Annotated in this window: 31 protein-coding genes; 16 read left to right on the top strand and 15 right to left on the bottom strand. The window is 55.1% G+C overall.

Annotated elements, in window-relative coordinates; all coding sequences use genetic code 11:
• Positions 1-207: 207 nt before the first annotated feature.
• The 3 genes from KO539_RS24290 to KO539_RS24280 form a co-directional block, all read right to left on the bottom strand.
• On the bottom strand, positions 208-747 hold the full coding sequence (locus tag KO539_RS24290) for a hypothetical protein (protein WP_219312307.1): 540 nt from the start codon (positions 745-747) through the stop codon (positions 208-210).
• Positions 690-1,055, bottom strand: a complete 366-nt coding sequence (locus KO539_RS24285; RefSeq protein WP_219312305.1) for a hypothetical protein — start codon at positions 1,053-1,055, stop codon at positions 690-692. The genes KO539_RS24290 and KO539_RS24285 overlap by 58 nt, the downstream gene beginning before the upstream one ends.
• A 76-nt stretch (positions 1,056-1,131) precedes the next feature.
• Positions 1,132-1,665 carry a hypothetical protein gene (locus KO539_RS24280; protein WP_219312303.1) on the bottom strand — a complete coding sequence of 178 codons (534 nt, stop codon included), beginning with the start codon at positions 1,663-1,665 and terminating at the stop codon, positions 1,132-1,134.
• 975 nt (positions 1,666-2,640) lie between these two features.
• Between KO539_RS24280 and KO539_RS24275 the strand changes: the two genes are divergently transcribed.
• From KO539_RS24275 to KO539_RS24235, 11 genes are all read left to right on the top strand, one after another.
• The gene (locus KO539_RS24275) at positions 2,641-2,907 is read left to right on the top strand and encodes a PspA/IM30 family protein (RefSeq protein WP_219312301.1); all 267 of its coding nucleotides are present in this window, start codon (positions 2,641-2,643) and stop codon (positions 2,905-2,907) included.
• The gene (locus tag KO539_RS24270) at positions 2,853-3,350 is read left to right on the top strand and encodes a PspA/IM30 family protein (protein ID WP_219312299.1); all 498 of its coding nucleotides are present in this window, start codon (positions 2,853-2,855) and stop codon (positions 3,348-3,350) included. Before KO539_RS24275 ends, KO539_RS24270 begins: the two co-directional genes overlap by 55 nt.
• 112 nt (positions 3,351-3,462) lie before the next feature.
• On the top strand, positions 3,463-4,392 hold the full coding sequence (locus tag KO539_RS24265) for a hypothetical protein (RefSeq protein WP_219312297.1): 930 nt from the start codon (positions 3,463-3,465) through the stop codon (positions 4,390-4,392).
• Between the two features lie 9 nt (positions 4,393-4,401).
• Positions 4,402-4,641 carry a hypothetical protein gene (locus KO539_RS24260; protein ID WP_219312295.1) on the top strand — a complete coding sequence of 80 codons (240 nt, stop codon included), beginning with the start codon at positions 4,402-4,404 and terminating at the stop codon, positions 4,639-4,641.
• A gap of 117 nt (positions 4,642-4,758) precedes the next feature.
• Complete coding sequence (locus KO539_RS24255; RefSeq protein ID WP_219312293.1) at positions 4,759-5,340, top strand: hypothetical protein; 582 nt, start codon at positions 4,759-4,761, stop codon at positions 5,338-5,340.
• Positions 5,341-5,416: 76 nt separating this feature from the next.
• A complete protein-coding gene (locus tag KO539_RS30750) occupies positions 5,417-5,707 on the top strand; it encodes a DUF6283 family protein (RefSeq protein ID WP_374106484.1) in 291 nt (96 codons plus the stop codon).
• A 1,215-nt stretch (positions 5,708-6,922) separates the two neighbouring features.
• Entirely contained in the window at positions 6,923-7,201 is a 279-nt protein-coding gene (locus KO539_RS30345; protein WP_374106483.1) for a transposase, read from the top strand.
• Positions 7,107-7,448, top strand: a complete 342-nt coding sequence (locus KO539_RS24250; protein WP_219312291.1) for a transposase — start codon at positions 7,107-7,109, stop codon at positions 7,446-7,448. Before KO539_RS30345 ends, KO539_RS24250 begins: the two co-directional genes overlap by 95 nt.
• 328 nt (positions 7,449-7,776) lie before the next feature.
• On the top strand, positions 7,777-8,127 hold the full coding sequence (locus KO539_RS24245; RefSeq protein ID WP_219312289.1) for a hypothetical protein: 351 nt from the start codon (positions 7,777-7,779) through the stop codon (positions 8,125-8,127).
• An 89-nt stretch (positions 8,128-8,216) separates the two neighbouring features.
• Positions 8,217-8,522, top strand: a complete 306-nt coding sequence (locus KO539_RS24240) for a hypothetical protein (protein WP_219312287.1) — start codon at positions 8,217-8,219, stop codon at positions 8,520-8,522.
• A 171-nt stretch (positions 8,523-8,693) separates the two neighbouring features.
• Entirely contained in the window at positions 8,694-9,452 is a 759-nt protein-coding gene (locus KO539_RS24235) for an adenylosuccinate synthase (RefSeq protein ID WP_219312286.1), read from the top strand.
• A gap of 313 nt (positions 9,453-9,765) precedes the next feature.
• Here KO539_RS24235 and KO539_RS24230 read toward each other — a convergent pair whose 3' ends face one another.
• The 3 genes from KO539_RS24230 to KO539_RS24220 all read right to left on the bottom strand — a co-directional run bounded on the left by KO539_RS24230 (position 9,766) and on the right by KO539_RS24220 (position 12,699).
• Positions 9,766-10,854: a GIY-YIG nuclease family protein gene (locus tag KO539_RS24230; RefSeq protein WP_219312284.1), complete on the bottom strand. Its 1,089-nt coding sequence runs from the start codon at positions 10,852-10,854 to the stop codon at positions 9,766-9,768.
• 216 nt (positions 10,855-11,070) lie between these two features.
• Complete coding sequence (locus tag KO539_RS24225) at positions 11,071-11,991, bottom strand: hypothetical protein (RefSeq protein ID WP_219312282.1); 921 nt, start codon at positions 11,989-11,991, stop codon at positions 11,071-11,073.
• A 39-nt stretch (positions 11,992-12,030) separates the two neighbouring features.
• Complete coding sequence (locus KO539_RS24220; protein ID WP_219312280.1) at positions 12,031-12,699, bottom strand: hypothetical protein; 669 nt, start codon at positions 12,697-12,699, stop codon at positions 12,031-12,033.
• A gap of 497 nt (positions 12,700-13,196) precedes the next feature.
• On the opposite strand from KO539_RS24220, the gene KO539_RS30340 reads away from it, so the two are divergent.
• Complete coding sequence (locus KO539_RS30340) at positions 13,197-13,343, top strand: IS66 family transposase (protein ID WP_257626435.1); 147 nt, start codon at positions 13,197-13,199, stop codon at positions 13,341-13,343.
• A 523-nt stretch (positions 13,344-13,866) separates the two neighbouring features.
• On the opposite strand, the gene KO539_RS24210 is transcribed toward KO539_RS30340, so the two are convergent.
• From KO539_RS24210 to KO539_RS24200, 3 genes are all read right to left on the bottom strand, one after another.
• Entirely contained in the window at positions 13,867-14,013 is a 147-nt protein-coding gene (locus KO539_RS24210) for a transposase (protein ID WP_219312276.1), read from the bottom strand.
• 129 nt (positions 14,014-14,142) lie between these two features.
• Positions 14,143-14,586, bottom strand: coding sequence for a hypothetical protein (locus KO539_RS24205; protein WP_219312274.1), 444 nt, complete (start codon positions 14,584-14,586; stop codon positions 14,143-14,145).
• 791 nt (positions 14,587-15,377) lie between these two features.
• Complete coding sequence (locus tag KO539_RS24200; protein WP_374106490.1) at positions 15,378-15,686, bottom strand: RRXRR domain-containing protein; 309 nt, start codon at positions 15,684-15,686, stop codon at positions 15,378-15,380.
• Between the two features lie 1,034 nt (positions 15,687-16,720).
• Here KO539_RS24200 and KO539_RS24195 point away from each other — a divergent pair.
• The gene (locus tag KO539_RS24195) at positions 16,721-17,326 is read left to right on the top strand and encodes a hypothetical protein (RefSeq protein WP_219312270.1); all 606 of its coding nucleotides are present in this window, start codon (positions 16,721-16,723) and stop codon (positions 17,324-17,326) included.
• 1,180 nt (positions 17,327-18,506) lie between these two features.
• Here the strand turns inward: KO539_RS24195 and KO539_RS24190 are convergent.
• From KO539_RS24190 to KO539_RS24165, 6 genes are read right to left on the bottom strand one after another with little or no spacing between them, the layout of a single operon-like run.
• Positions 18,507-19,304, bottom strand: a complete 798-nt coding sequence (locus KO539_RS24190; RefSeq protein ID WP_257626434.1) for a PRTRC system ThiF family protein — start codon at positions 19,302-19,304, stop codon at positions 18,507-18,509.
• A 29-nt stretch (positions 19,305-19,333) separates the two neighbouring features.
• Complete coding sequence (locus KO539_RS24185) at positions 19,334-19,978, bottom strand: PRTRC system protein A (protein ID WP_219312268.1); 645 nt, start codon at positions 19,976-19,978, stop codon at positions 19,334-19,336.
• On the bottom strand, positions 19,971-20,711 hold the full coding sequence (locus KO539_RS24180) for a PRTRC system protein B (RefSeq protein WP_219312266.1): 741 nt from the start codon (positions 20,709-20,711) through the stop codon (positions 19,971-19,973). The genes KO539_RS24185 and KO539_RS24180 overlap by 8 nt, the downstream gene beginning before the upstream one ends.
• Before the next feature lie 22 nt (positions 20,712-20,733).
• On the bottom strand, positions 20,734-21,762 hold the full coding sequence (locus KO539_RS24175) for a PRTRC system protein F (protein ID WP_219312264.1): 1,029 nt from the start codon (positions 21,760-21,762) through the stop codon (positions 20,734-20,736).
• The gene (locus tag KO539_RS24170) at positions 21,759-22,178 is read right to left on the bottom strand and encodes a PRTRC system protein C (RefSeq protein ID WP_219312263.1); all 420 of its coding nucleotides are present in this window, start codon (positions 22,176-22,178) and stop codon (positions 21,759-21,761) included. Before KO539_RS24170 ends, KO539_RS24175 begins: the two co-directional genes overlap by 4 nt.
• 9 nt (positions 22,179-22,187) lie before the next feature.
• Entirely contained in the window at positions 22,188-22,649 is a 462-nt protein-coding gene (locus KO539_RS24165) for a PRTRC system protein E (protein WP_219312261.1), read from the bottom strand.
• Between the two features lie 563 nt (positions 22,650-23,212).
• On the opposite strand from KO539_RS24165, the gene KO539_RS24160 reads away from it, so the two are divergent.
• The 3 genes from KO539_RS24160 to KO539_RS24150 all read left to right on the top strand — a co-directional run bounded on the left by KO539_RS24160 (position 23,213) and on the right by KO539_RS24150 (position 24,903).
• Positions 23,213-23,794, top strand: a complete 582-nt coding sequence (locus KO539_RS24160; RefSeq protein ID WP_219312259.1) for a RadC family protein — start codon at positions 23,213-23,215, stop codon at positions 23,792-23,794.
• Positions 23,795-23,903: 109 nt separating this feature from the next.
• The gene (locus tag KO539_RS24155) at positions 23,904-24,194 is read left to right on the top strand and encodes a hypothetical protein (protein ID WP_219312257.1); all 291 of its coding nucleotides are present in this window, start codon (positions 23,904-23,906) and stop codon (positions 24,192-24,194) included.
• The gene (locus KO539_RS24150) at positions 24,181-24,903 is read left to right on the top strand and encodes a hypothetical protein (RefSeq protein ID WP_219312255.1); all 723 of its coding nucleotides are present in this window, start codon (positions 24,181-24,183) and stop codon (positions 24,901-24,903) included. Before KO539_RS24155 ends, KO539_RS24150 begins: the two co-directional genes overlap by 14 nt.
• Positions 24,904-24,917: the final 14 nt, after the last annotated feature.

The following is a 24,917-nucleotide window of genomic DNA, read 5'->3' as shown; positions in this document are numbered from 1 at the left end:
TTGGCGATACACTCTGCCTTCCATTATATTATGTAGCGCTACGGCGAGCGCGGCTCGCACGCCCAGCTTTCGGTTCAGCTTATAGCATCAACACCTAGCATCGCCGTCGAGTCCACGCTGGCACGAACGACACCACCACCTGACGCCCTTCGAGCAAGGGGCGCAGCTCCTCCACCTGGCCGGCGTCGAGAATCGCGACGTTCTCGCTCATGTTCCTGGTGAGATCCCCGTAATTTGATCCAGGTCGCGGCGGCCGTATGTCTTATTCGACATCATCATGACCTGTCCGGTCGAGCGCTCTAGGCCCACATAGTTGTGGTACACGTCCGGATCGTTGACCAGCTCAGGATAATCGTGCACCAGCTCGGCGGCGCGCTTCAAGCTGGCATCGTCCGCGTAGATGCAGAACACGCACGAATAGCGCTTCATCCCCATGAGGTAGACGATGTGCGGCTGCTGCCCGGCCGCTGCAATCGTCGCGTACACCGTCGCCTCGTCCATGGCATGGACCGCGAGCCATTCGTGCCACTCGCGCCCCGCCTTGATGTTCCCCCTGTCAAACTTGAACGGGACCATCTTCTTGCGCTTTGCCGACTCCTCGGCGCGCAGGCCCACGCAGTTGACCACAAGGTGCCAAGCCGGATGGCCTGCCGCCTTGCGGGCGTAGGTCAGGTGCCGGATCACCTTCGTTATCGGCCCGCGCTTGAGGTCACTGGTGCACTGGCGTTGCTCGGGCGATGGGAACATGCCGCGCTCCGCAACCATTTCAAGCAAGTCGCGCCGCGCGCGGCAAATGTGCAACGCCGCCCGCTGGTAGTCGCCTGGATGTGCGCCACAGCGCCGGCCCACTCGGCCCGGACTAGGTCGGCATGCACGAGCACCAGTTGGTCGGCCGGCACGATCTCGCGTAGCTGCAGATACATCGCCTGGCTATCCTTGCCGCCGCTGTGATTTACAACGAACAGGGCGCCGCGTTCGATCAGCACTGCCACCTCCGGTGGGACCGTCGCCGGTCCCGGCACGATGAAATCGAAGCTGCTTTGAATTGACGTCATGTTCGCCCCTGTTTGACTGAATGCATATTTCATCGCGCTGACTGCCTGATCAGGTGACATCTTTAGCAGTTGTGGCTCAGGCCAAACGTTGATCAGTCGCTTCCATCTCAAATACGGCATTCAACATTGCGACTATCAACACTAGAACCGACAGGATGGCGCAGCAAATCAGTGCCACATATTCGTAGGGCTCCATCACGAGTGGCATCACGTTCTTGGTATAGACGGACTCGTAGGCATACTGCAAAGTGGTCAGAAAGCCGTACACGCAAACGCCGTGCACCACCATGGCAATCACATACACGCTCCACATAGTCACGACGATGGTGGCCTCGTCGGGAAATTTGCTCGTCACGCAGACGCACCAAGAATACAGCGCCGCTAAGGCAAAGGTCAGCAGAACGTTGCGCCACGGCGCGACGCCGCCGCCAGTGACGAACCGGTAGAGGTGTTCGGCGGCGATGGGAACGCCGAACCACAGGGCGGTGAAGATAGCAACGGCTGCGGACATCACCAGGCCGGCGAGCACGCCGCATAGAACTACATTGATGGCGCAGCTCAGTGCAACATCGTGAAACGACCGCGGCTGCTTTAAATTTTTTTCATTCATGTTGAACTCCAGGTAGGTTATGGATGGCGACGGACCTAGTGGGCCCTCCGTCGCATTAATGAACCCCGAATCCGGTTGCCACCTTCGCTGAGGTAACACTGCGTTGCGGCCCAGCGCGTATTTACAATATATATTGACAAACATGGCTTTCAACGTGATTTGTAAATATGTAAGCGTGATAGTTTTGCTAGCGAAAACGCAATCGGGGCTTTATGCCCAAACCAGCGGAATTATCAGAATCCGCTAAAGGCGTCTCTGTCAAAATGACTTCCAAGCCAATCGAATGCCGCTTACCTCGGATTGCGTAATGACCAAAGAACTGACCGATGGATGTCGGACGTAGATGAAACTGTGCTTGTGGTTTAAGGAAAATGCCCAGCAGCTCCACCGGTCGCACACGACGCGGCCTGAATGGAAACAGTGGGACATCGTCACCTTGGCGTGCGTCTGGCGGGCGCTATGGGGTAGCCTGAACGAATCTGCGCTGCGCCTTGAAACTGGTAAGCGGGATGTGCAATCAAACTACTAGCTACTGCTGATGAAGCTCCCAGTAGTACCCCCAGTGCCCTCATGACTACCATGGGATATTGATAAGGTTGGGCAAGGTGCTGGACAGCGAGAAAAAGATTTCACTCGTCGATCTGGTCGACGGCGATCGCCACCGGAGCCAGGTCGGATATGTCGCGGCTCTGCAGGCGCAGGCCAGCCCTGGTGCGCATTTTCAGCGGTTGCGTTGGCGTGATTGCCCCGCAGCTACGACGCCAGCGCCACTCTGATTCTCCATTCTTCCCATCGCGGCCTCGCATCCTTAAATTTCTCACACGAAAGTGAGACTTGATCCATCGCAAAGATCATCGATATTGCAGGACGATCGATTGACTTTGCATTTTTGTGGATCAGTATGGATGCGTAGTGGATGCGTAGTGGATCCAATTTTTACTTAATCAGGCTGATAGTTACTGAAGGGGAATCGACATGTTTGGACTGCTGAAAAAAATCTGGATACAACTGACCGGCACGCTGCATGATGCTGTCGATAACAACAGTAACGTCGGACGGACGGCTCGTCAGGGCGTGCGCGAACTGGAGAAGCAAATCGGCAAGGCGGAGGACAGCATTGCTGCTGTCGATGCCGAATTGCGCCTGATGAGGAAGGACCATCAAACAGCCTTGAAGGACGCCGCCAAGTGGGGCGAAGTCGCCGGACGGCAGCCAACGAAGGACGCCGCGAGGAGGCGCTAGGCGCGATCAACAATCAGGTGTTGGCGGAGGAGCGCGCGCAGGCGTACGAGAAAAACGCCAACGACTTGGCACCGTCGCTCGCCGTGCTGAACCAGCAGCTTGCCGAGCTGCGCATGCAGAAGCAGCAGCGCGAAACGGCCGCCACCCTGCTTGAGGCGCGCAGCAAGGTTGCCAAGGCCAAAACCAATGCGGCGCGCACCATCGGCAACGTCGGCCAGAACCCAGGCGTCGATTTCGAGGCGCTTGATCGCAAGGTCGACCGTCAGGAGGCGACGGCCGCCGCCCTAAGCGACATGGCGAGTGCGCGCGCGGCCGTCAATCCTGATCTGCATCTTGCAGATCTTCGACGGCGCGACACCGTCGCCGCCAAGGCCGCCGAGTTGGGGTTGCTGACGGTGGAATCGGCTTCCCCCGGGCAGATTAGCAGAGACAAACATGCGTAGCCCAGCATGCCTGTCACTACTCCTGCTAGTGGCTGATCCTGTGGTCGCCGAGCCGCTAGCGGCATCCGCTTTAAACGGGTTCAATTCGGCGTTATGGCCGCTGCTGGACGTTATGAGCACCGTTCTCGGCATTGTCGGCTTTCTATACCTGGCCATCTTGGTTTATCGCGCCCTGGCCAACGACAGGGATATTGAAAAAATATTTGTCGAGCTACTCATGGTGATGGTAATAGGATTTGGGTTGCAAATTGTGAGAATATTTATTGATCGCCCTGCCCAAAACGAGGCCAATGCCCCCGGCCTGTTTTCGCAGCTGGTTGAGTGGGTGGGCAACCACTGGAGCGGCTTGGCGCTCGGGGCCGGTGGCATCGCAGCTGCTGCTGGCGTCGCGCACATGGCGTTCCGCTTGCACAACCGACGCGCTATGTCGCGCAAGGCTCGCCGCCAAGTGCGCGAAGTGCTCAACGCCCTCGACATCGTGGAACACTACCGCATGTACTGGGTCGGCACGAGTCCAGTGGACGATGCCGTGAAGCGTCTTCGTCTAAGCCGCATCGAGTCCCTCGATGTAGCGAAAGACCAACTGCTGAATCTGCTGGAGCATACCCACAATGGTGTGATACTGGACGATGAGATGCTGAAGAACTTCAAGCACATCCAAAACGACGTGGAGAAGAAGGCCATCGACGGCATCGGCACGCGAGTTGTGTGGCCTCCCGGTGGCGAGGCAGATAAAGGTAGCGACGAAGGTCATGCTGACGCCAAGTGCGGGGCATTCCTCATCCAGAAGCGGCCGGACCGGACTGGACAGCATGGAATCGACTGGGTTTCACGAGCACCTATCCAGTCGGACCAAAATGGTGCCGGCGGACTAAGTCTAGCTGCGGTCGGTCTTGTCGTCGCCGCAGCGCCAGTGCAGCAGACCGACTTCACGCCCGGCGACTCAGGATGCCGCGCAAGCGATGACGGCGGCCGCATCGTGATATCCGGAGGAGATAGCTTTGGCTGCGCCGGCAACGAATCAGACAGCAACTATCAGTAGGAGAAATGGATGGACCATACTCAACCGCAAAACATCGTGGACGCATTAACCGAATTGAGCAGAACGAATGAAGGTAAGTCGAATACCGCGCGCCTGCGTGAAATCCTCCCGGCCGTGGAGGCCACGCTGAAATCCGGCGTCACCAGGGAAAAAGTGTTACTGACCCTGAATGCCCAAGGTTTCGACTTAACGATGATGGGTTTCAAATCGGCATTGCAGCGCCTGCGCAAAGAGAAACGGTCCAAATAATGACAAGGGCGTGGCGGCCGCAACGGCCGGCTGCGATTCGACACATAAGTCAATCAATTAATCAATCAATCAACGATGCCATTTCTATTCGCCTTTACGTTACTGGGATGGGCCCACTTGATCGCGTTGTACCGATCGCTCACGAGCGGCCGCCAGCCCTTCCTTCATATGCTCGCCCTCTTCGCCTTTATGCTGGCCTTCCTGGACGCGGCCTACCTTTCCCCGCTTAACAGTCGGGGCGTGCCTGGGGATGCGCGGAACTGGGTGCCGACGGCCGTGCTTGTCTTCGGTCTCCTCAGCATGGCCGCCTTCGGATGGAAGTTCTACTTGATGTACCGCAGTGGCGGCGATAAAACCAAATCAGGGTGGAGCTCCGGCCTGAGCCTGACGTTCGTGTTGCTGGGGGTATACATGACCGGTGCGGCCGTCGACCACATGACGTTCTTCAGCGATCCGAACAACGCCGGTAAGGCCGACGCCTACGCGCTCGGCGCGAAAGACATCCAGTGCGAGCAGATGGTCCTCGTGCGCCTGACAAGCACCGGAGCCGACTACCGCTGCCCTGTCTCGCTTACGCTTGGCGTCATGTCCTCAGCTCCTTTCGTGCCTTGGCCGTCGTATTTACCCGGCCACAGCCGCGAACTGAAAACAGCGATCGAGGCGATTTCCGTCGAGGCGTATCGCCTCGACGGAAAATGAAACAGTGTGTACTTTTAGTGTTTCACATGGACGCGCAATCTAGCGCCGCAACGACACATGCCCGGATAAACGCGGCATGGGACCAGATCTCGGGGCCAGTATGTTTGCCTACCACCAGTCAAAGGCTGGCGCTGACCTGGCTTGCGGGGGCTGGCTGGCGACAGTAGGACATAGGCACCCCGGCGTGCGGCTCGCTGTCGCTATGGGACGCTTGAATGCGTCCCTGCTGCGGCCCGGCGAAGGCTGGCCGGAACTGCATCCGGACTACCAGCAGGTGCTGGATAAGCTCAGTGCAAGTGCCCTTGTTCATGAATCACTTGTGCGGTGCGAAGCACGAGCGAGTGATGACGCCATGCACCGTGTTTGACGAATCGTGGAACTCACGCTGACCACCAAGGAAATTCGCGCCTGGTGGCGCCCGAGCGCTGGCCGGTAGCCAGCATGCGATGGAGACAGCCATGGTAACGAAGAACAAAGCGCCCAGACCAATAACCAAGACCCCGGTGCCGCGCAACGCACCGAGCAAGAAACCCGGCAAACCTTCGGGCGACGGTCGCGGAAACAATCCGCCGAAGAGCAAGTAGCTACTCAGCGCCGAACCGACGCAACCTCGCATCATAGGAAAAGATGGTGTCGGCATTTGATGAAATCTTCAGTTGTAGCTATGAGAGTGAGACGCACTCTTGCCTATACATGCGTCGGAAGGATCAAGCAAAGATCAAGCGCAGACGCAGTGCACCAAATGCCTGGCTGGGAAAGACTCATTGGAACCACTTACAGACTCGGCTCGTCTAACAAGGAAAACCGAACGTGGCAGTGATCGACGCATTGTTCAGTAAGGCCAACATGAAGTGTACCGTGTGTGGTGCGCCAGCTGGCGACTGCGACTGCTGGGAGCGGTGCAGCTGTGGGTGGTCTGCGTGTAAAGGCGAACCGTTCAGTAATCCAAAAACCAAGCGGTACACGACCAAGGTCAAGTAGGGCAATTATAACCACTCCACCAAGCGGTATGAGTAGGGGACAAACCGGCGCCAACTTGGTGCTCCGCACCGGCCGGTAGCCGATCAGGAGGTCAATTTATGATTACGTTAACTCGCAGCACCGTAGTGATGGTAGTTGCACTGGTCTTATCCATTCCAATCTTGATTTTCGATAACGCACGAGTGCTTTTAGGAACCAACCTTTACCTTCTTCTGGTGGCTACAGTAGGAGCAACCTATTTCATTGGTTTTAGCCTTTGGGCGTTCGATCGAAAATAGAAAATACGAACCACGAACGGCTGCCAAGGCTGGCTGACCAGAGATCGAACCGGCACTTGCCAAAAGGATCGCACGCGTCCAGGCACCATTTCTTGTGAAAGCCGAAGAGATGGCAAGCCATCCAGCTAAAGACCTTCATTAGATATCGGAACATCCTGCCTCCTGGGCGCCCCATACCGGCCGGCGCCGGCAAGGAAAACATATGATTCGGGCACGCCATACGACAGATGATAGTTACGACGTCGCCAAAGGCCATATGAGGCTCACAGTTCAGTTGCATGTACAGGCTCCATCCGTAGACACATATTTCCCCGTTCAAGGGCGTGCTGCATGCCGATGCGTATGCCGGCTTCAATGCCCTCAAAAAAGGCGGCGCAATCGAAGAAGCGGCCTGTTGGGCGCACCCGCGTCGCAAGTTTTACGATCTGCATACGGTACGGCGCGCGCCACCGGCGATTGGGGCGCTGCGGCGCACTGCCGAACTCCATGTCATCGAGGCCGAGATCCGTGGCAAAACCGCCCGACGAACGCAAGGCTGTTGGGCAGAAATGCTATCGACCGCTGCTCGTCAATCTCGAGTGGTGGTTGGGCACCGCGTTTGACCAGCTATCACGAAAATCGGTCACTGCAGCGGCGATTAAGTTCTCCCTCAACCTGTGGCCAGTGCTGCTGCGTTACTGTTGCGTCGGCGCCATCAAAATTGACAACTCAGCCGTCGAACTGGTCCTGCGCGGCGTAGCCATTGGCTGCGGCAACTACCTGTTTGCCGGTACCGACAGAGGGGGAGAGCGCGCCGCCGCCATCTATCGCATATCAGCCGGTTATGTAGTAGGGCACAGGACATGCTAAGTAAAATGCGACGCTATTTGGCTATTTTGTTGGCGGCCATGAAGCCGCTGGCGATAGTAAGCTAACGGTGATGCTTTCCGCAGGCAACGCTTCAAGTCGACGCAGACAGCCCGCAAAAGTCAAACTACGGTTGCGCCGTCAGCGCTCTTGACCCCGCCCAGAAGGGCGAGCTTCGCCGCAACCGATCTAACTCAAATCGAAATGCTCTCAATCGCCTTGACATAGGAATGGCGCATAACTATCGTGAAGTTGATGCCATTGATTTTCTAACAAAGAAAACATCCACTCCAATCCCCACCGTCTTCTTCAACTGGCGAAAGGAAAAACCATGTTGGAAATTATTTGGACATTCATATTTCTCGCCATCAGCAGCTATTGCTTTTGGCGCGACTCTGATCCCTGCCCCAGCACTTGGTGGGGGTGGCAGGAAGCAGGAGTACTTGCTCAGATGATTGTGTTGGTTCTATCCGCAAGAGTAACAGTCGTTCCCGTTTATGAATGGCTAGAAATAGTCATACCTCACTCTCCGTTTCCACTTTACATTTTAACTATCATTTTTTTGATGTTTGCTATTCTTATAGCTTACCTGGGCGGCATCGCTCTATTGCTGATTGCAGCGGCAGAAAAATGCAGAATGTGGACGTCAGCAAGAGGGAGAAGCTTGAAGCACAGGCAGTAAGTGCCCAAGCAAACCCGTAATTACCTCATAAAAACCCGCACCAGATGGTGCCCGTCTGCTGGCCGGCCGCTGGCGAAAAGGAAATTGCTATGTTCGATATCAACCGATTTTGTGATACAGCGCGTGCTGATCTTGACGCCTATGCAGCTAGCCGCAAGCGCGATGTGGCACGAGGTGCCGAAACCCCGGAACTGGCCGCTTTGCTAGTGCAAAAGTATGGATACGGTTTAGCGAAGGCCGTTCGGCTTGCTGCCGAATTGGCAGACCATCCATTGCCAGATTTAATCGCCGACGTTGATCGTGCGGTGGCTGAAATCGATCAGGACTGGCGCGTCAACCAAGTGCTCCGATTTGAGTCAAGGCCAGCATCAATCAGTTACACCAAAAATGGGTAAGAATTTCCCTGGAGTATGTTACCCGCCCCGGATGTCAGCCGGACAATGAAGCGCGATGATCATAATTTGTTTTGTAGAGTTTCTTGATGGAAACTTAAAAATCATTCCCGGCGTTGTCTGCATCAAGGCTCCGCGGACCTATCCGGTCAGTGATTGTGGAAAAAACAAAAAATGAACCACGCAGATCTCTGTAGCTTGGGTGTCAAATGGCTACGACGGCCTGCAAGCCAAGTTGGCCCAGGCTGCAATATCGCGGCAAGCGAATGCACCGGATCCTACAACGGAGAGATTACTGACGCGATCGGATTCCGTAGTGTCGGTGGCGAGCTATACAGTGTGGTTGTTGAAGCAAAAGCCACACGCTCCGACTTTCTCGCCGACGCAAAAAAGCCGCACAGGAGCGGTGCTGTCGTCGGCATGGGGATGTTTCGATATTATCTTGCGCCAGCTGGCCTGATCCAGATTACGGAATTGCCAACAGGCTGGGGGTTGATCGAAGTTTCGCCGCGAGGCGCATTACAGCTTAGATGCGGACACGTCCTTGAAAAGCCTCAAAAAGAGCTTGGTTGGCGCCGGGATTATTCCAAGTGGAAACATACTCACAATGCCGACCGAGAAACAGCGTTGTTGGTTCGTCTGCTTGCCCGTGTTGGTGATGTCGAAGCACTACAGTTGAGTTTGAAGGTAGCCCGCAACCAAGTCGCCAAAGCTCAAAAGATCATCGCCCAGCAACAAGTTGAGCTGCGGTCATCCCTGGTCCGGTACTATGAACTGCGCCAGGAGTATGAGAAGGTGACGGGTAATGGGCTAAGCCATCCGGTAAAACGCAATATTGACCCTGCGAAGGTAGCTGCTTCAATCAAGGAGATTTCTCCCGCCTTGGTGACGCCGGTATGTCGGCCGGCCGCCGACAAAGGACGGGAGCCATGAGTGATTTCCAACAGGTAGTTCGGACCGCGATGCGTTCGTCAGCTTGACGAGCGCGGAGGAGGCTTGCGATTCGTTGGTTTTCCATGCGACAAATTCGCGGAAGTGATCAATCGCAACGACAACGTTGTTTTCGACAAACGCGAAGCCAATTTCCTTTTACGCCCCCCGAACTTGCTCAGATCTATGTGGCTATTATCCAATGTCGATCTCGCGCGGGACATTTAACGATCACGTCACTATGATTGCTATCGAACACCGGCGTCCTCAGAAACTGCCCTCCGCATGCCTGATGTTATTGCATTTGGAGCGATGGTCAAGCTCGCAGCAGGTACCGCATCTGAGGAAACAGAATAGCAGTGAACTCATCATAACGGCGGTCGCGTTCTGCTGGCAGCCCTCGTAGCCAAGTTTCGACCTTTTCGGCCTGCAAGGCTGTGGCCGACGGTACGAACGCCGTCCAGCCCAACAAAAATAAGTGATGGAACGGCGGGCCGTTGCGTCGTTCACGCGTCATCGCCCCCGCCAGCACGCAGAAGGGGTCTTGGCATTTGGACGCTAACGGTCGGTTGCCGTGGAAGCTGAGTAATACTGGCAAAATGCCTTTCTCGTCCCAGAATGCACCGTCCAGTCCCGCGTCAAAATCGCTCTGCCAGAATCGGTAACGCGTCAGTCCATACAAGGCCGAAAACAATTCAGTGCGCGAATCGGAGGTCGACGATTGGTAGTACTGCACGGCCAGCACGAGTATGTTGTCGAGTGCCACTTGCCAACTGTCCTTCACCTCATAGGCGCAGCGATTCAGGGCGGCTCGTGCTACCCTCCCCCATTGTTTCTGCGAATGCAGCGCCTTATCTACAGCTGCCTGATCAAGATCGCAATACTGCCCACCCCGGACGCGATCGCGGCCGTATTGCTCCATCATCTGAATCGTCAATGCACTTTCTATGCATGCGGCGTCACTTTCGGATGTCAAGCCCGTGTCGGTGCAGCGCTGCACGCGCAACGGCTTATGCCGCGTGGTCCATTGCGCGGCTACCCCGGATTCGTGCTTTTTGAATCGCGCCTCGACATTGCGAGCTATTCCGACGTAGAAATTGTCATTGGCTAGTTCAAGCACGTAGAGCCAGAAAGTGCGCGCTCCCGCACGTGGTATCGTCGGCTCGACAAGCTTGGTAGTGGTGTCATGCCCCGCTTGCCCTAGTTCGACGAATTTATGCGCACGCTCGACGTCGATCGTCTGGCCGATAATCCTGCGTCTCCATCCCTTCGATAGAGGCAAGGCGACGCCGAGCAGCCCAAGCTGCTCATGAGTGAAGCCATTTCGCGGGCTGGCGCCGGAGCATAGAAATTCTTCTGTAATTTGCACGGTTGGGACGGCATTCTCATCGCGATGATCGGTCATTCTACGTTCTCGTATGGAAAATTATCATTAAATGTTGATCCTGATTGTGCACTCCCCTTGTTTCTCTAAACGACTTTCTTACCCCTCTTCATCGATAGTAGTCGGCCTAGGGGAACAGTAGCGCGGTGTTCCACCCACAGCAGCATCAACGTCATGGCTTTGCGGCGCAGCTCGTGGTCCAGGCGGCCGTGTCGATTTTTAATCCCTCGTGGGCGCTCATGATGCCGCCTTGGCAGCGATAGCGGCGATTTCGGTGCTTTTCAATGCCCGGATAACACTCGCGCATTCACCCGCGTCCAACATGTGATCCGCCCGCATGGTGGCATCGTCAAACAATTCGATGACTTTCGCGGCGAATTCGTAGGCACCATCAGTGGAATCGCCCTGCGCTGCTGGGGCGGCGAGTTCCAACATGCTCCTGAATATTGATTCGGCAATGTCCTGCTGGATTTCTGTGCCTTTCAAGTCGGCATCGAAGTCATGCACAACGCCAGCCCCGCGCAAGCAGTCTTGCAATTGCTCTGCACCACGTATGACCATTTCATCGGTAGGCCAGCCATCCGGCACGGCCACGGGCTGCACCGGGGCGCGGAAAGCCATTTGCTCGGCAGCTGAAAAGCAGGATGCCTTGCAGAATTTCCCGGCGGGTAATTCAACCGAGGTTACGCAGCCGCCGACGCCATTGCAGCCGCATGCAACCGGATCTTGCGCCTGCATCGGGGTGGCTGCAAGGGCGGCGCGGGCCACCAACATGGCCGCAGCTTGCTCCCTTACAAAAGGCGGTGCGCTTTCATCATTGACGGCAGCGAATAGATCATCTTCACTGCATGCGGCTGTTGTCGGGTCGCTCGCCAGCAGGCGCGCAAGTGCTGATTCAATCCGGGCTGCGCGCTCATCTGCTACCACTTGGGACGCGGCGGCGGATGGAAGCTGACGAGGCTCAGCATACGAATCAGGCAGCAGCCAATCAGCAAATGCAGTCGTAATGTGGCGGCCAAAGCCAATCGAGCGCAGCAAGCCGATTTCCACAAGCTGGCGAATTTCATCCTTTGGCACATCGTGGCCACCTGAATCCGGGTCTTCGCAGCACTCACGAAAGCGGCGCAGTGCTTCGATATAATTTTCCTGAATCTTCATTCTCTTCTCCTATGTGCGGCCCGACGTGCGGGCCAGTCCCTACCCCAACCCTCCGCTGCGCACCATGGAATCGTTTTGCGCTACCGAATCAGCGACAAGAGCACTTGCTTTGGCACACACGCCGGCGATAAGCTTCCAATGTTCTTCGCTTCCCTGCTCGATGCTATGCAGCACGCGCACCAGATCGGCTACAACCTTCCGCCATTCATCCGGAACAGCCAATGGCTGCACTGGCGCAGAAATACTGCCGCCGCGTTGCTGGATCATCATGGCAATGTTTGCCACGTCCAGAGGGTCACCCTTGTCTACATGGACGCGCAGCAACGCCGACAGCGATGCGATGCTGCACTGTGCCGGATCATCCCAGCCACCACGGCCTTTTGCGCGGGATGATGCCAGCTTGTCTTTCATGGCGGCGGCGCAGCGATCCACTGCTATATCGTCGGAATGTTGCGCCTGCACTGTGGCGCCGGAGAGGGCGGCGGCGCTATACGCAACAATTTCAGCATAAGCGCATGGCGCATAGCACAAGATAAACTCGACCAAATCCCGCTGAGAGATGTTGATCTTTGCGATTGTTGATGAACCACCCCAAGCTTTGGGGCCAGCGATTCGATAGGAAGTATCCGCACCCTTGACGCCAGCAGTTGCAAGAATCCCACCTTCTGCATTTTTTGCAATCTCAAACTCGTAAATTTCCATATCCATACTCTTCTCCTATGTGCGGCCCGAAGCGCTGGCCTGGCTCTACCTCTTCCCGCCGATGTGCGGCTTGGAATCGTCTTGCGCTGGCACGCACGCCAGCAATATGCTTCCAATGATCTCACTACTATCAGCAGTCACAAGTCGGCATAAACCAAAAAAATGGCCGTCGACGTCGTCGAACACCCGGTCCTGGCGCTGCGCTGCACATGCGGCCAACGCCACCGCAGCGCATTCGTGGAGGCTGTCACGCAGGCGGTGCACTACGGCCCCAATGTGTGGGCGTTGCGAGTGCGCATGACGCAAGAACAATTACTGTCGTTCGCGCGCGCCACGCAACTGATCAATGACCTGTTCAGCATCGCCATCTCGCCGGCCACGCTCCTGACCTCAGTCGACGAGGCGAGCGTGGCCCTGCAGCCAACCGCTGGCACCATAGCCGACAGCCTACGCGCCGCGCCGTCGGTGCACGCCGACAAACCGGACTGCGCGTCGAGAGGAAATTGCACTGGCTGCATGTGGCCGCCAACGACAGCCACACCAGGAATGGCATGCATGCCAAGCGCGGCATGGAGGCGATCGCCGCGCAAGCCATTCTGTCGAAACTGCTTGGCGTACTGATCCATGATTGCGGGGCGCCGTACTGGTAACTGGCCGGCATGCATTCCCTGTGCAACGCCCATTCGCAGCGCGAATTACTCTACATCCAAGAACTCATCGGCGAGCTCTGGCCCGCCAGGATGAGCGAACTGCTGCTGCGCGCCAACGAATTGTGCGAAGCGGCACGGCGCAAAAACATCGCACTCAGCGACGCCGACATGCCCGGCTTTGCGTACCCGCTACGACGCCATTCTGTCCAAGGGGGAACGGCGTCATCGCGCCCGATTCAAGCCCGGTGGCAAGGCTGGCCGGGTCAAGCAGTCCTTCACCTTCATTTTTCGCCTTGGACACTGACATGTCCGTGTCACGGTAACGGCCAGCCGGGGCACCATCGTCGCCAAAACCGAGCGCCGGTTAAAGCGGTACTGCAAGTCGACCAGGTAGCGCTGCGCATATTTAGCTAATTTGAAGGATCAGGTAAATCTCCAGATACCACTTCGTCAGCGGCAGCTGGCTACGCTCCATCATGGGGCCGGCCAACAGGCTGGTCTGATGCTGCCACGCCAGGCATTGTCAGTAGCGCAGATTGCGCCGCTTAAACGTGTACTGGAAGGCGTCGCTGCCGCATGCAGGATACTGGATGTCCTGCGGCCAGCGCTCTCTCAGCAGCGTCACCTCACACTGTTTCTCCGTGCCGTAAACGGCCAGGAAGTGGGTCACCAAAAGTCGTTTTTGTAACTGGATTCGCTTCCCTATGATAATTCCTCGTATCACGTTGGACGGGTCACAGCGGAACTGGTCCTGGCTTTAGGACATAATCAGGTTTTGCTATGCGGAAGAAATCGTTTCCTATTCCAGGCTAGATTTCTGGTGCTCAACAATTTTTTTCGTGGCTCTTTCAATTTCCTGTTCATGCTGCCATTCCTTAAATTCAATTAGCGTTTCAACAGTAACCATTTCGACAACCCGATTTTCCAAGAAGTTTTTTAATTCAAGTTTTTCTTTTATATCCAACATTGCCAAGCTTTGCGCTACTATTTCAGAATTTAAACATTTCCAAAATAACAGGAAAGCAACAGCAGATATTGTCAAAAATAAAATGGATGCCAAGCATGCTCCAAGATAATAAAATTTTGGTAGCCCATCAAAAAACGCGACATAATCGAGTAATTTCATGAGTATATATCCAATTGGCGCTAAAATAGACAATTCCAATATTCCGAACATAATAATTTTTGTCATTTTGGAAATTATTATGCTATTCACAGTAACGTTCAAATTTTTGCTGCTCATATATTTCTCCTTTTGCCTTATGTAAATATAAAAATATATAATGCCTCACGTATACTCAGCAATCGATTCAATTAGTTCGCATACTACATCTAGATGTAAAGTTCGATCACCATTGCACATACACTGTCTCGCCCCTACAAAACGTCTCCCCACAAGTTGATACTCGCATCATTGGCTATCCGATAACAGGTAGGCGATTTCGCTGATAGTGCAATGCAATCATCACAAGCCTATGCCATAAAACATTTACTTCAAGGGAGAGACATAGGCCCCACTGTGGCTTGGCCAAAAGTCCGCTGGATGTTGAAGCTGACGGTCATGCACACGGCTGCGCATACCTGGTGCAGACCCTGTCGTTTTCCGACCTGCACCGTCGCCTGCGCCATGTCGCCGGTGCGAAAGCCAAACACCGCCTTTTATCGTGTGAGTTAAGCGCGTGGAAAACCAAACTGATCGAGCCGGGTCATGGTCGGGGCGATCGCTAGGAACATCCGGATGTCTTGCGCGGCCTGTTGACCAGGAGCGCTCTTAACCCGGTCCTTCAGGGCGGGGCGTAAACTGTCATAGAAGATGAGATTACTGTCACCAAAGATGCAATTGGGATCATCATTTAAATGCGGTCTTTCTCCTATGAGAACCTGTTCAGATTAGTCGAAAATGCCGTATTAGGTAGGTGCAACCACGCCGAAATTGAGGGGAAAGCTGCTGGGTTGGTAGGTGGGTAGTTATGAAAGGAAGTTTGCTACCGCGTCGGCAGACATTAAGCAGCAGAGTGCCGGCTTTCCCTATACTTACGTTGAGTCCAGGCCGATGATCAGCAGCAGGAACAAGGTGACGCCGGTTAGGCACCGGGCAGCAGCTGGTGCGCGCCGTCGACGTGGTGATGGCCAGCGCGCGGGCGGCAGCCGAACAGCTGCAGGAGCAGCTCGGCCCGGCCCGGCGCTGGCTTCGTAGCCGGCCAGCGTCACCTGCTGATAGTCAACGCCGCTGATGTCAGAATTCAGCAGCAGTTGCGTGTCGAAGCGCTCCCGTTCCTGGGCCAGGTGCGCGACTGGCGCCAGGCGGCGCAGCCGCTCTATCCACGCCATGGTCGTGTTGATGCGAAGCCCATGGACGGCAGTAACCGTCCTGGCGGCAGGGTAATTTGTTGAAATACCGCGCGCAGATACCCAGAATGCTCAGACATCGCATGGTTACGCGAGAATGCGGTCCTTCTGGGAAGGCAACGATGCGATGCGTTAGCTTGTGCAGAATCTCCAGTTGCACGACGGGTCCAGCCCGGGTCATCGAAATGAACGATGTTCGTGATTCCTCACAACGCCATACCTTCGTTCAGCTCGAACCTACTAAAAGCACCGGCCTCTGTCGACGTCAATCCGCAAGTAGGCGACCACGACTTGAAATTTTAGTATAGGGGACTAAAATGACGGTGCTTTTTGTGGGAATCGCTCTCACATTGCTCTTGTGTTCGCCAATCGCTGGCTGCATGAGATCTTGCAAAGAATGACTTTTTGCAAGCGTTGCGGTCGTTACCCGCCATCATAGATATCGGCTTCGGTCGATGACGTGTTTTTCAACGTCGTATCGCACGTACGGTGCTTGTCATCGCACGCATTTCGTTTTGCCTTCTAGCAAACGATAGCAACGGTGGTATGCCGTTGCCATACAAGGCCCAGCTTTCGAGTTTCGGGCCTTCTTTTGTTTGCGCGCTGCATTTCATCAAGGCGCGTTTTTGCTCATTCGGGGAACATCCGTACCCCGACAACGGGCATAGGTGTCCCCATTTTTTTTGGAGAGGCATCATGACCACATTACATCGCGCTTTTTCTGACTCGTCCAATTGCTGGCTTGTCGGCGGAAATGGTCACAAGAAACCAGGTGGCCAGCGACCTACACCATGCTACTTGCTGGTTACCCGACCAGTTGCCATTAGCGTTGACCTGGAAAAATGTCCTCCGTCAACGCTGCAAACGGTCCTCGATAAATGCTGCAAGCTTTTCAACGTATTGCGCGCCTGGTGATCTACCAGCGTCGCAGTGTCTCGCAGTCCTAGTACTGCGTTAGGCATATTTTAGCGGGAACGTGGAGGTTCCCACCGGGACCTGTCGTTCCCATTTTTTTTAAGGGGAACAACATGTCCACAAAAAATTATCATCGCAATCCGGATCAACGTGACCTCGATGTAGAGGAACACAACCGCGGCACATGGCAGGTACCGAGTAACGACCAGCATGACGCCGTCCGCCGTTACGTCAGCAAGGCTCAACAACGCCCTGGCAAAAGAAAGCCAACGGCGTTGGATCAATGGGAGCAACGGGCCTGGATCAGTTTTTACAGGAACATCGGTGATCCCATCGTGGCGGCCGAAGTCATCCGGCTCCTCGACAGCAATGGCGATGTTCGATCCGAGCATCTCGGCCTGTACATGCAAGCGAAACGTTCGATTCGCTTGAACAAACAGCGACAGCTGCGAGAGGAGCGAATTGCGGCAGCGGTACGCATTTGTATGCGTGCGCTATTCATTGCACCGTGGGTTGCAATAATTCAAATTGCGATGCGCACTGTGCGATTCGTGGGCAATGTTTTGGTGGCATGCACACCCGACCGGGTAGCAGAACCAGCAGAACGGCGTCTGCACGAGTTGCGTCAAAAAGGAGGGTTTGCCGAGCCAGCCGAGACCAAAAATGTCGCTAAGTCGAACAGCAGCAAATCGACCAGTGCCAAGTCGGCTAGCAATTAGCGATCCCGAATGAGGTGCATCGGCTTAACCAACCTGGCGAATTGCAGCAACGGTATCATCGATGAGTTGATGATATATCTTGGAGTCAGGTGATGTGCCCCAGTAATGTTTTTTGCATTGTTCGATATAGACGTCGAGGTCATCGATGCTTTTCACCCCCACTGGCTTAATCAGAGTGAGGCGTGTCAAGCGTTCGATATCCCTCGACGTTAGTCGAATAGTATTCCCAAGTCTCAACATAAAAACCCCGATCCTCCGCTATTCTGCAATTTATAGTGGTTAGCATTGTGCAACCTGACGGCGGCACAATACTGCACCGTTTAGCATAGACACGGTCGCTCCGCAATTCAAGCTCATGCCTTCGGATCACGGCATTTTTCGCTGGTTTCCCCATCAGCAGGTTTTGATCAGGTAGGGGCTATGCCGCTTCTATCACCGAACGCTGACGACACAAAAAGTGAACCAGGTGGCCGGCAACCAGTCCATCGGCATGGCCGACTTGCGTAAAACGCTTTCGGACTCGCGTCGCGGTCCCGCCCCCTGGCTGCGAGACGCACGCTGCGACCCAAGGGGCAACAAGCCGTCAAGGACTTGGAGAAGGCACGCATGCATTATTCCTGTCGGTGCCGCCGTATTCCCTCCCTTCAATTACGAAGGTATTGGCGACATGCGTCCGCTGTCCAGAACCGAGCCAAATCAGTCGCGACCAGGCCAACGGACGTTTTTTTTGCCCAAGTCGGGCTAGCTGCGGTCCTGGCTCTACCGAAACGTGCTGGTCGATATGCGCAACGTCCCCCTTAGACAGTCGCGCCGCAGGTGATCGACGGCACAAGGTTGGTTATGCTGCCACATAGACGAGCAAGAAGTGGCCGCACCACGTCCACCTATCGGCTGACAACCGAAAGGCTCAGGTAAAATCCCTATGCACCAAATGCGGTTGAACAATAAGACGCCAATGTAGTCAGCGCGATTAATGTTTTGAACGTGCGTACCGCTTTCTCGCCTGTGAAAAGTCGGTCCAATCAGGCCTTTCGATGAAGGAAAGGCGCATCGCCCACGCCGCCGAAGCGATAAAAATGGTGTTCGTTTATGCACCGTCCGAGTGTTTTTCCCTCCAAACAGGAAGGACGTCAAATGCCGGAAAACAACGCCACCTCACACGACAACCCTTTCGCCGACCCTACTGATAACCGAACCGGCGCCAAGTTTCCCTATCGATAGCGATGGGCGCGGTGCGCTTACTGGCAAGATTGCACATCACACCGTGGTGTTCGATTGACCCTTGGGAGAACAGCTCAAATAGTAACTGCGACGCGAAGCGAACGACGATATCGTTGGTAAACAAACCCTGCGTGGCAACCGACATGCGCACTGAGCAGGATGGTTTATTGTCATCGGCGATCATGGGATCGAGTAGTTCAGGAAATAACTCCGTCACACACGGCAGACGCGGTCCCCGCTCACTGTCAGGGGACCGATGTGGTACTGGCTCCCCCAATATGACCTGTGCATCCGACTCACGGTTGCCCAGGTCAAGCCAGTATGCATAACGTTTTCGCGCAAACAGGTATGTGTGGATGTCGCGGCGCGCGGCACGTGTATCGACGCAGCTGATCAGGATATCACGCTGCGCGCCATAGCTTCCACCATGGGATTGCCAATACTCATGGATCGTACAGGGATAGGCCATCCAGTCGAGTCCCCAAAACTGATTCAGGCGGTTGATGCTGACCACTGCTTTGTGCAGGCCAATATCGGCCTCACTGAACAACTGCCGCCCGACATTGGCGGCGCTCACCTTCGCAGGATCGATAGCCACCACCGATAAACCAAAGGGATGCCCCAGGCCCAACATGACACGATCCAGCCGGGCAAGACATGCAGCCATTTGTGCGCCGTTGCCTCCCATGCCGGCAATATGTATCTGGACACGCTTGTTCAACAGTGTTGGATCAAGCCTGTGATGCAATGCCTCCATATTGTTCTCCCCCTCGTTATATGACGCTTCTATTTTCCCGCCACGCATGGCTCCTGCAAACAGGCCGTATCGCGCTCCCACGGATTCGGCAAGGGAACAAAAAAGCCGCCAATCACCAATCGAAAACGGGCGCTTGGGTTCACCGCATCAAGATTGCCAAACACGCCAGCCACTTTAAATCCCTTGTCGTCGTGATCGTCATCGGAAGAAAAATATGCCGGGGCACCCCCATGAGTATGCAAATCGACGGCCAGCACTTCATCGCTTGCTAATGCGGGCATTCGGTAGTCGACACGGCATTGATCCACATATTGCTCTTCAAACAGTCTCAACCGCAGCAAGCCGCTTTTCGAGGAATAGATCAATCCACCCGCAAGTTCGTTCGGCAAGCGGCGCCGCCCCTCCTCAACGAATGCGGTCACCAAACGTCGGGGAATCATGCCAAACGCAAATTCAACTCGTTCTTGCACATCTCCATATGGCAATGCCAGTTTTCGATGCGTGGAGCCAACTCGCACGAGGCAGCTAAGCCAACTGAGTTTAACTTCAACAAATACACCATTCGCCGCCAGCACGATGCGCTGCCCCGCATCCATTGTTGCGAGTTGACCAAATCGAGGTGCGGCGACCACTGGGCACGCCGCCTGCAAGGCAATATCTCGGGGATCAAGCATGATTTTTCTCCTTAGAATGAATTATGTCCTTCAACCGCATGCCAAGCCGTACCAGCACGCTATTCGGAAAGCGAGGTACTGGACGGTCAAGCATGTCACGCCAGAATGCATACGCCCCGCCTGCGTAATCCAGTAAATTGCCAGACGTATTTGAGTGAGTAAAATAAGTACGAAAAAATGCATCATTCCATTGCGCAATATTGTCAAAGGAATTGGTGTTTGGTAACGTGATATTGCCCCGACAGATATTGCCATCGACGTACACGTTAAAGTAAGGCGCGCGCCAGAGGATGGTTTCAGGCGTTGGCCTGCACCGCCCCTTGACGGCCCACACCATCCAACGTTGTTTGTCACAAAGAAAAACTAGCCCCGGATGCGGCAATGTTCCGGCTCGTTCGTTGGGCTGCCACTGGGTGCAGCGAAACGCAATATGACGAAGGCCAGGTGGTACCCACCACACCAAGCTGTCTCCATCGGCGTACAGCACGGTATTGGGAATAAAGCCGCTATGGCGAACCGAATCGGACAAGGCGCGGGACAGACCAAGCAAGGCTGTCGTGGTCGCGGCGTGCCCCGGCAGGATTACCGGTGCCGTTCCCGAATGGTCAATGGCGTGGATAGTTGCATACGACTGGCAAGAGCCAACACCAGCACCCCGATAGATCAGGATCGCTTCTGATAATCTGGCTCGCCCATGATGATGCAGGCTGATGGAAAAATGGTGCCGGTCCATAAGGGCCTCCTTTCATAGGTTATTATCGCGCCGCGAGGTGCTCGATCAACGCGTCGAGCAAGGCAATCATCCGCAATTGCCGGCGCATGGCGCGCATCCAATCGCGCATGCCCTTGATGTCGCCAATATGCAATTCGATCTCGCCGATGTGGTCGTAGGTTTCCTCGTCTCCCTCCCATGCGCGCCGTGCCATCGCGTCAGACAGGCGCATCGCAATGTCATTGTCGCGCCAGCACAGCACAGCGCCAAAACCGATGTACACGCCCTCGCCCTCGCACTTGGGCATAAAATTGCTGACGGGACGCAACCGCAACAAGCGCAGTGCGAGACTGGCGGCAGTTCTGACGAAGCGATCTGTATGCCTTGTCGCCACAGTCGACAATGCTCGTTCGCTCAGTCGTGCCCGGGTCAGATTTGTCGCCCACGCAGGAAACGCAGCGTCTATGTCCTCTTTGGTCACAATGTCATCACGCATCGCTTCTATCTCGCTCTCGCTACACTGCCCGGCCAAATCCTCGAGCAGCAAAGATTCATCTTCCTCTCCATACCAGAAAAGCAGGGAAGCTTGCTCCAGGGCGACCGCAGGAGTGAAGAGTGGATAGACCAGCCCGCCTTGCTTGTCAATTACGTCCAGTACTGTTGCGCCCAATCTCGGAACCGCTTGTTCCAAAGCTTCAAAGCCCGCGCCCACTGTCCACCGCGACACGTTACGCTCACCCCATTTAATACTCAGCCCTATCACGGGCGCTTCTATCTTGTTGCTTGGTGTTGCTTCGGGGTCAATTTCATACATGGATTCGACAATGAAATGTGGGTCCAGGCAACCAAGATGGGGTGCTTCGCGCCGAAACCAGTTCTCCAATGCCTGCAGTGCGATGTCTATCTCGTCGTCATTCCCCGCTATCCAGTCCGGAGGTACGGAATATGCATCGATCATGCCTGCTTTGGCCAGAAACGCGGCAATGGCACAGCGCTCAGCACGTCCGGCAACAGGCAGCAAGCGGGCCGGTACCGCGCCATGAAGGCGCGGCAAAGACAAGCTCGTATTCATGCTATAGGGCCAAGTAACTCAGACGGTGCGACCGTGCGGCACTTGCGCCCGTTTCCGGCCGCATCCGATGAGCAGCCCGTAATGAAGTCGATCAGCGCCGACGCACAGACCGCCGCTTCCGGTGTTTGCAGTGCGCTGGTGGATACTGGTTCCGATGCCGTGCTTGTGCTGACCCGTTGAACGTATTGCCGAAAGTCGGCCAACCCGCCGCCTTTCGTTCCCACTGCTTTTCTGAAGGTAATATCCAACACGCCGTCGACGACACCTTCCCCGACTGAAATTTCCGCTGTGGTCAGCTCCGGATACAGTACGCTGTGCAAGTCGCGCACCTGTTCGGGACTCATACCGTCCGGCGCGGGGAGCGAAATGCCGTTGTACCAGTACCTGCGTTGAAGCTCTTTCGTGACGATACTCATTATTTCCCCCTATTCCTCAAAAAGCTGCGGTTGGGCACCCTTACGCCACGATAAATCCGGTGAATCAATAGGCGGATTGTTCACGTGAGTGTCTTTGGGAGCAGACCCCTGCTCGCTTTGGCCTGTACTGGCACTATTGACCGACGCTTTGGGTGGCGGTTTGCCGCCTTGATTCGCGGTCTTCGCTGAAGCCGCCTGCGCGCGCTCCAACACTTTATGCGTGGTTTCGGCCTGCAAGCGCAGGCTGTCGCGCTGGGTGCGATAGCCCGTGAGCGCCGTGATGAAATCGGCTTCAAACTCATCAGGTGTGCCGGTCAGCGTCAGGTCTTTCAACAGCGCAGGTTCATTCAGCGTCTGCCGTGGCTTGGGAAAAACGCAGATGGTCATCGTGCCCTGTACCTGATCGGAGGTAATGATCAGCGATAACGTGACTTCATTGCTGAGTTGATAGAGTTCTTGGAAGAAATGCATGGCGGTCTCCTCAATGTTTGTGTTCGTTATTCAATGATAAATGTGGCCGATGCCTTGTCTAGTCACCTGTCAGGCACAGTTGGCGGCACCGGATTCATCAGTGAAAAGGAGGGAATCCTCCGATCTACCAAAACAACGCGTTTTTTGAAGCACTCTCCTTGGTATCGCTTGAGGCCCCTTGTACTGTGCGACATCATTGACAATAATGGAGCTGTTGCTGGTCCCCGGACCGATCTCCTCATGGAGAACCTGATTTTCAGGCGTCGCAGTCGTTACCTGCCACCGTCTCGTGCCCTTCGGTGCGACTCAAATCTACCTTACTGTTCAAAACGCCGAACACTACCGTGTTCTGCTGTCTTTCTTGGCGCATTGAGTCTGTTCGCTCGATACCGTCGACCTTCGTCTATAGATCATGCCGGTGAGTAGTCTCGCCTTCCGTAACCCTGTTTCAGCGCGTCACTGCACCGCGTCATCTGCACGTATTGAGCATGCCCCTGCCGGGAGAACCGTTCCCGACCAGGGTACCGTTTTCCCTTTTTTCAAATCTATCTTAGGAGAACGTCATGACCGATATAACTCTCATGTCGCGGGATGACCTTGCCCGTGAACTTATCTCTGTCCCCGGGGCGCGCATCAACGCCGCTGCTCAGAGCGTCAGCGAAGCGCCAACGTCATCGGGAACACCCGCATTCGATAAACAATTGCAGCGCAAATTGGATGTTGCGCGGGAAATTCTGCTTCGGGATCTGGCCGAACCATTGAAACGCTCCTGGACCCTTTCGTCGTCAGCAGCAGTGCGTGAATGGTTAGCCATCCGCTATTGCAGAGTTGAGCGTGAAATTTTTATTGCCCTGTTTCTGGACGTGGAAATGCGCCTGATCTGCACGGAGGACGTTGCGACAGGCACCTTGACGAGGGTCAAAGTCTATCCTCGCGAAGTGGTCAAATCCGCCTTACGCCATAACGCTTGCTTCATTCTATTTGCCCATAATCACCCGTCCGGCGAGATCCAGCCGAGTAAAGAGGATGTGCTGGTGACCTTTTTGCTGAACAATGCAATGGCCACGGTCGACATTAAAGTCCTCGACCACGTCATTGTCGGTGCGGGCAACTTCTATTCATTTGCGGACAAAGGTCTGCTCTAGCGGTTTTGTACACAGGTAAAGGCGCCATTGCCGCCATCAGTACACGTCCAGTTACGGATCAGCCGCACGGGCGCGCCCTAATTCTTGTCATTACCCCAAGGAGAACACCATGCGTAACTTTTTCATATGGGCCCGTTTTAACCTGGCCAAGACTTTTATATGGTTTGACGAACGCACCGCGCGCGACGCCATGAGTGCTGCGTCCGCCCATGCCCTTGCCAATGGAATGGTCGATACGGTGCGCGGCCGGCTGCTGCCACCAATGATATTGCAAGACGAACCCGTGTTACTTGCAGCCTGGATGTACGGACGCGATCTTGCACAACGTATGCGCGAATGCGTAGCGTTGGAATCAGGCAGTCACTGGAATCAACTGCAAGGAGAATATGATGAAAAATGACTTACCAGACCAAACGGCCTATCTTTTCCCGATAGATGCCAATCCTGTCGAAATGCCGCGCATCCGGACACTGGTGAAGTTGCTCGTGGAAAACAAGTCCATGACGCAATCCTGTCTGGTGGACCTCATTCACTCCTGGGGCAACTCCATCAGATTGGCCGAGCGAGCCAAGGGCCAGGAATGTGCTACCCGGCTGGTGACGGCGTTGTTATTCGCGTCCGATGTCGCCCCAGAACACAGCGATAGCTGCGGTCCGGCAGAACCTGTCGTCGCTCCACGGATCGATCCTGTTGCACTCGCGGCATTGGTCGAACAATTCGTGCATCTTCCTTATCACTATTCGTTTGCCGCATTGGAACAATTTATCAGTCGTTGGGCACAAAAGCTGTTAAGCCGTGCAATGTCCAGCCATTCTCAGAACCAGGACGCGCCAGATGCGGCCGAACGACCTGAGGGATCAGGTTACCACTACGATTCCGATGTGCCGGAGACAATCGACCGTCTCGCCGCAAAAGCACGGTTTGGCACTATTCAAGGAACGGTCATTCAGGCCGGCAATCTGGATGAACCTGGCGTATGCGGCCTTGCTATTCGCCGGCCGAATGGGGACGTCGTCACTATCAGGGGAGTGACCGCTACCGAGATGGAAGCAGCCGTTGATTTGCTCTTCGCTCCCATGGTCATTACTCCTTATCCAGCAGCGGCCTAATAAGGGTGTTATTT

It is taken from the genome of Janthinobacterium sp. NKUCC06_STL (assembly GCF_019345455.1).
GTDB lineage: Bacteria > Pseudomonadota > Gammaproteobacteria > Burkholderiales > Burkholderiaceae_D > Janthinobacterium > Janthinobacterium rivuli.
This window is presented reverse-complemented; position numbering and strand designations above follow the sequence as displayed.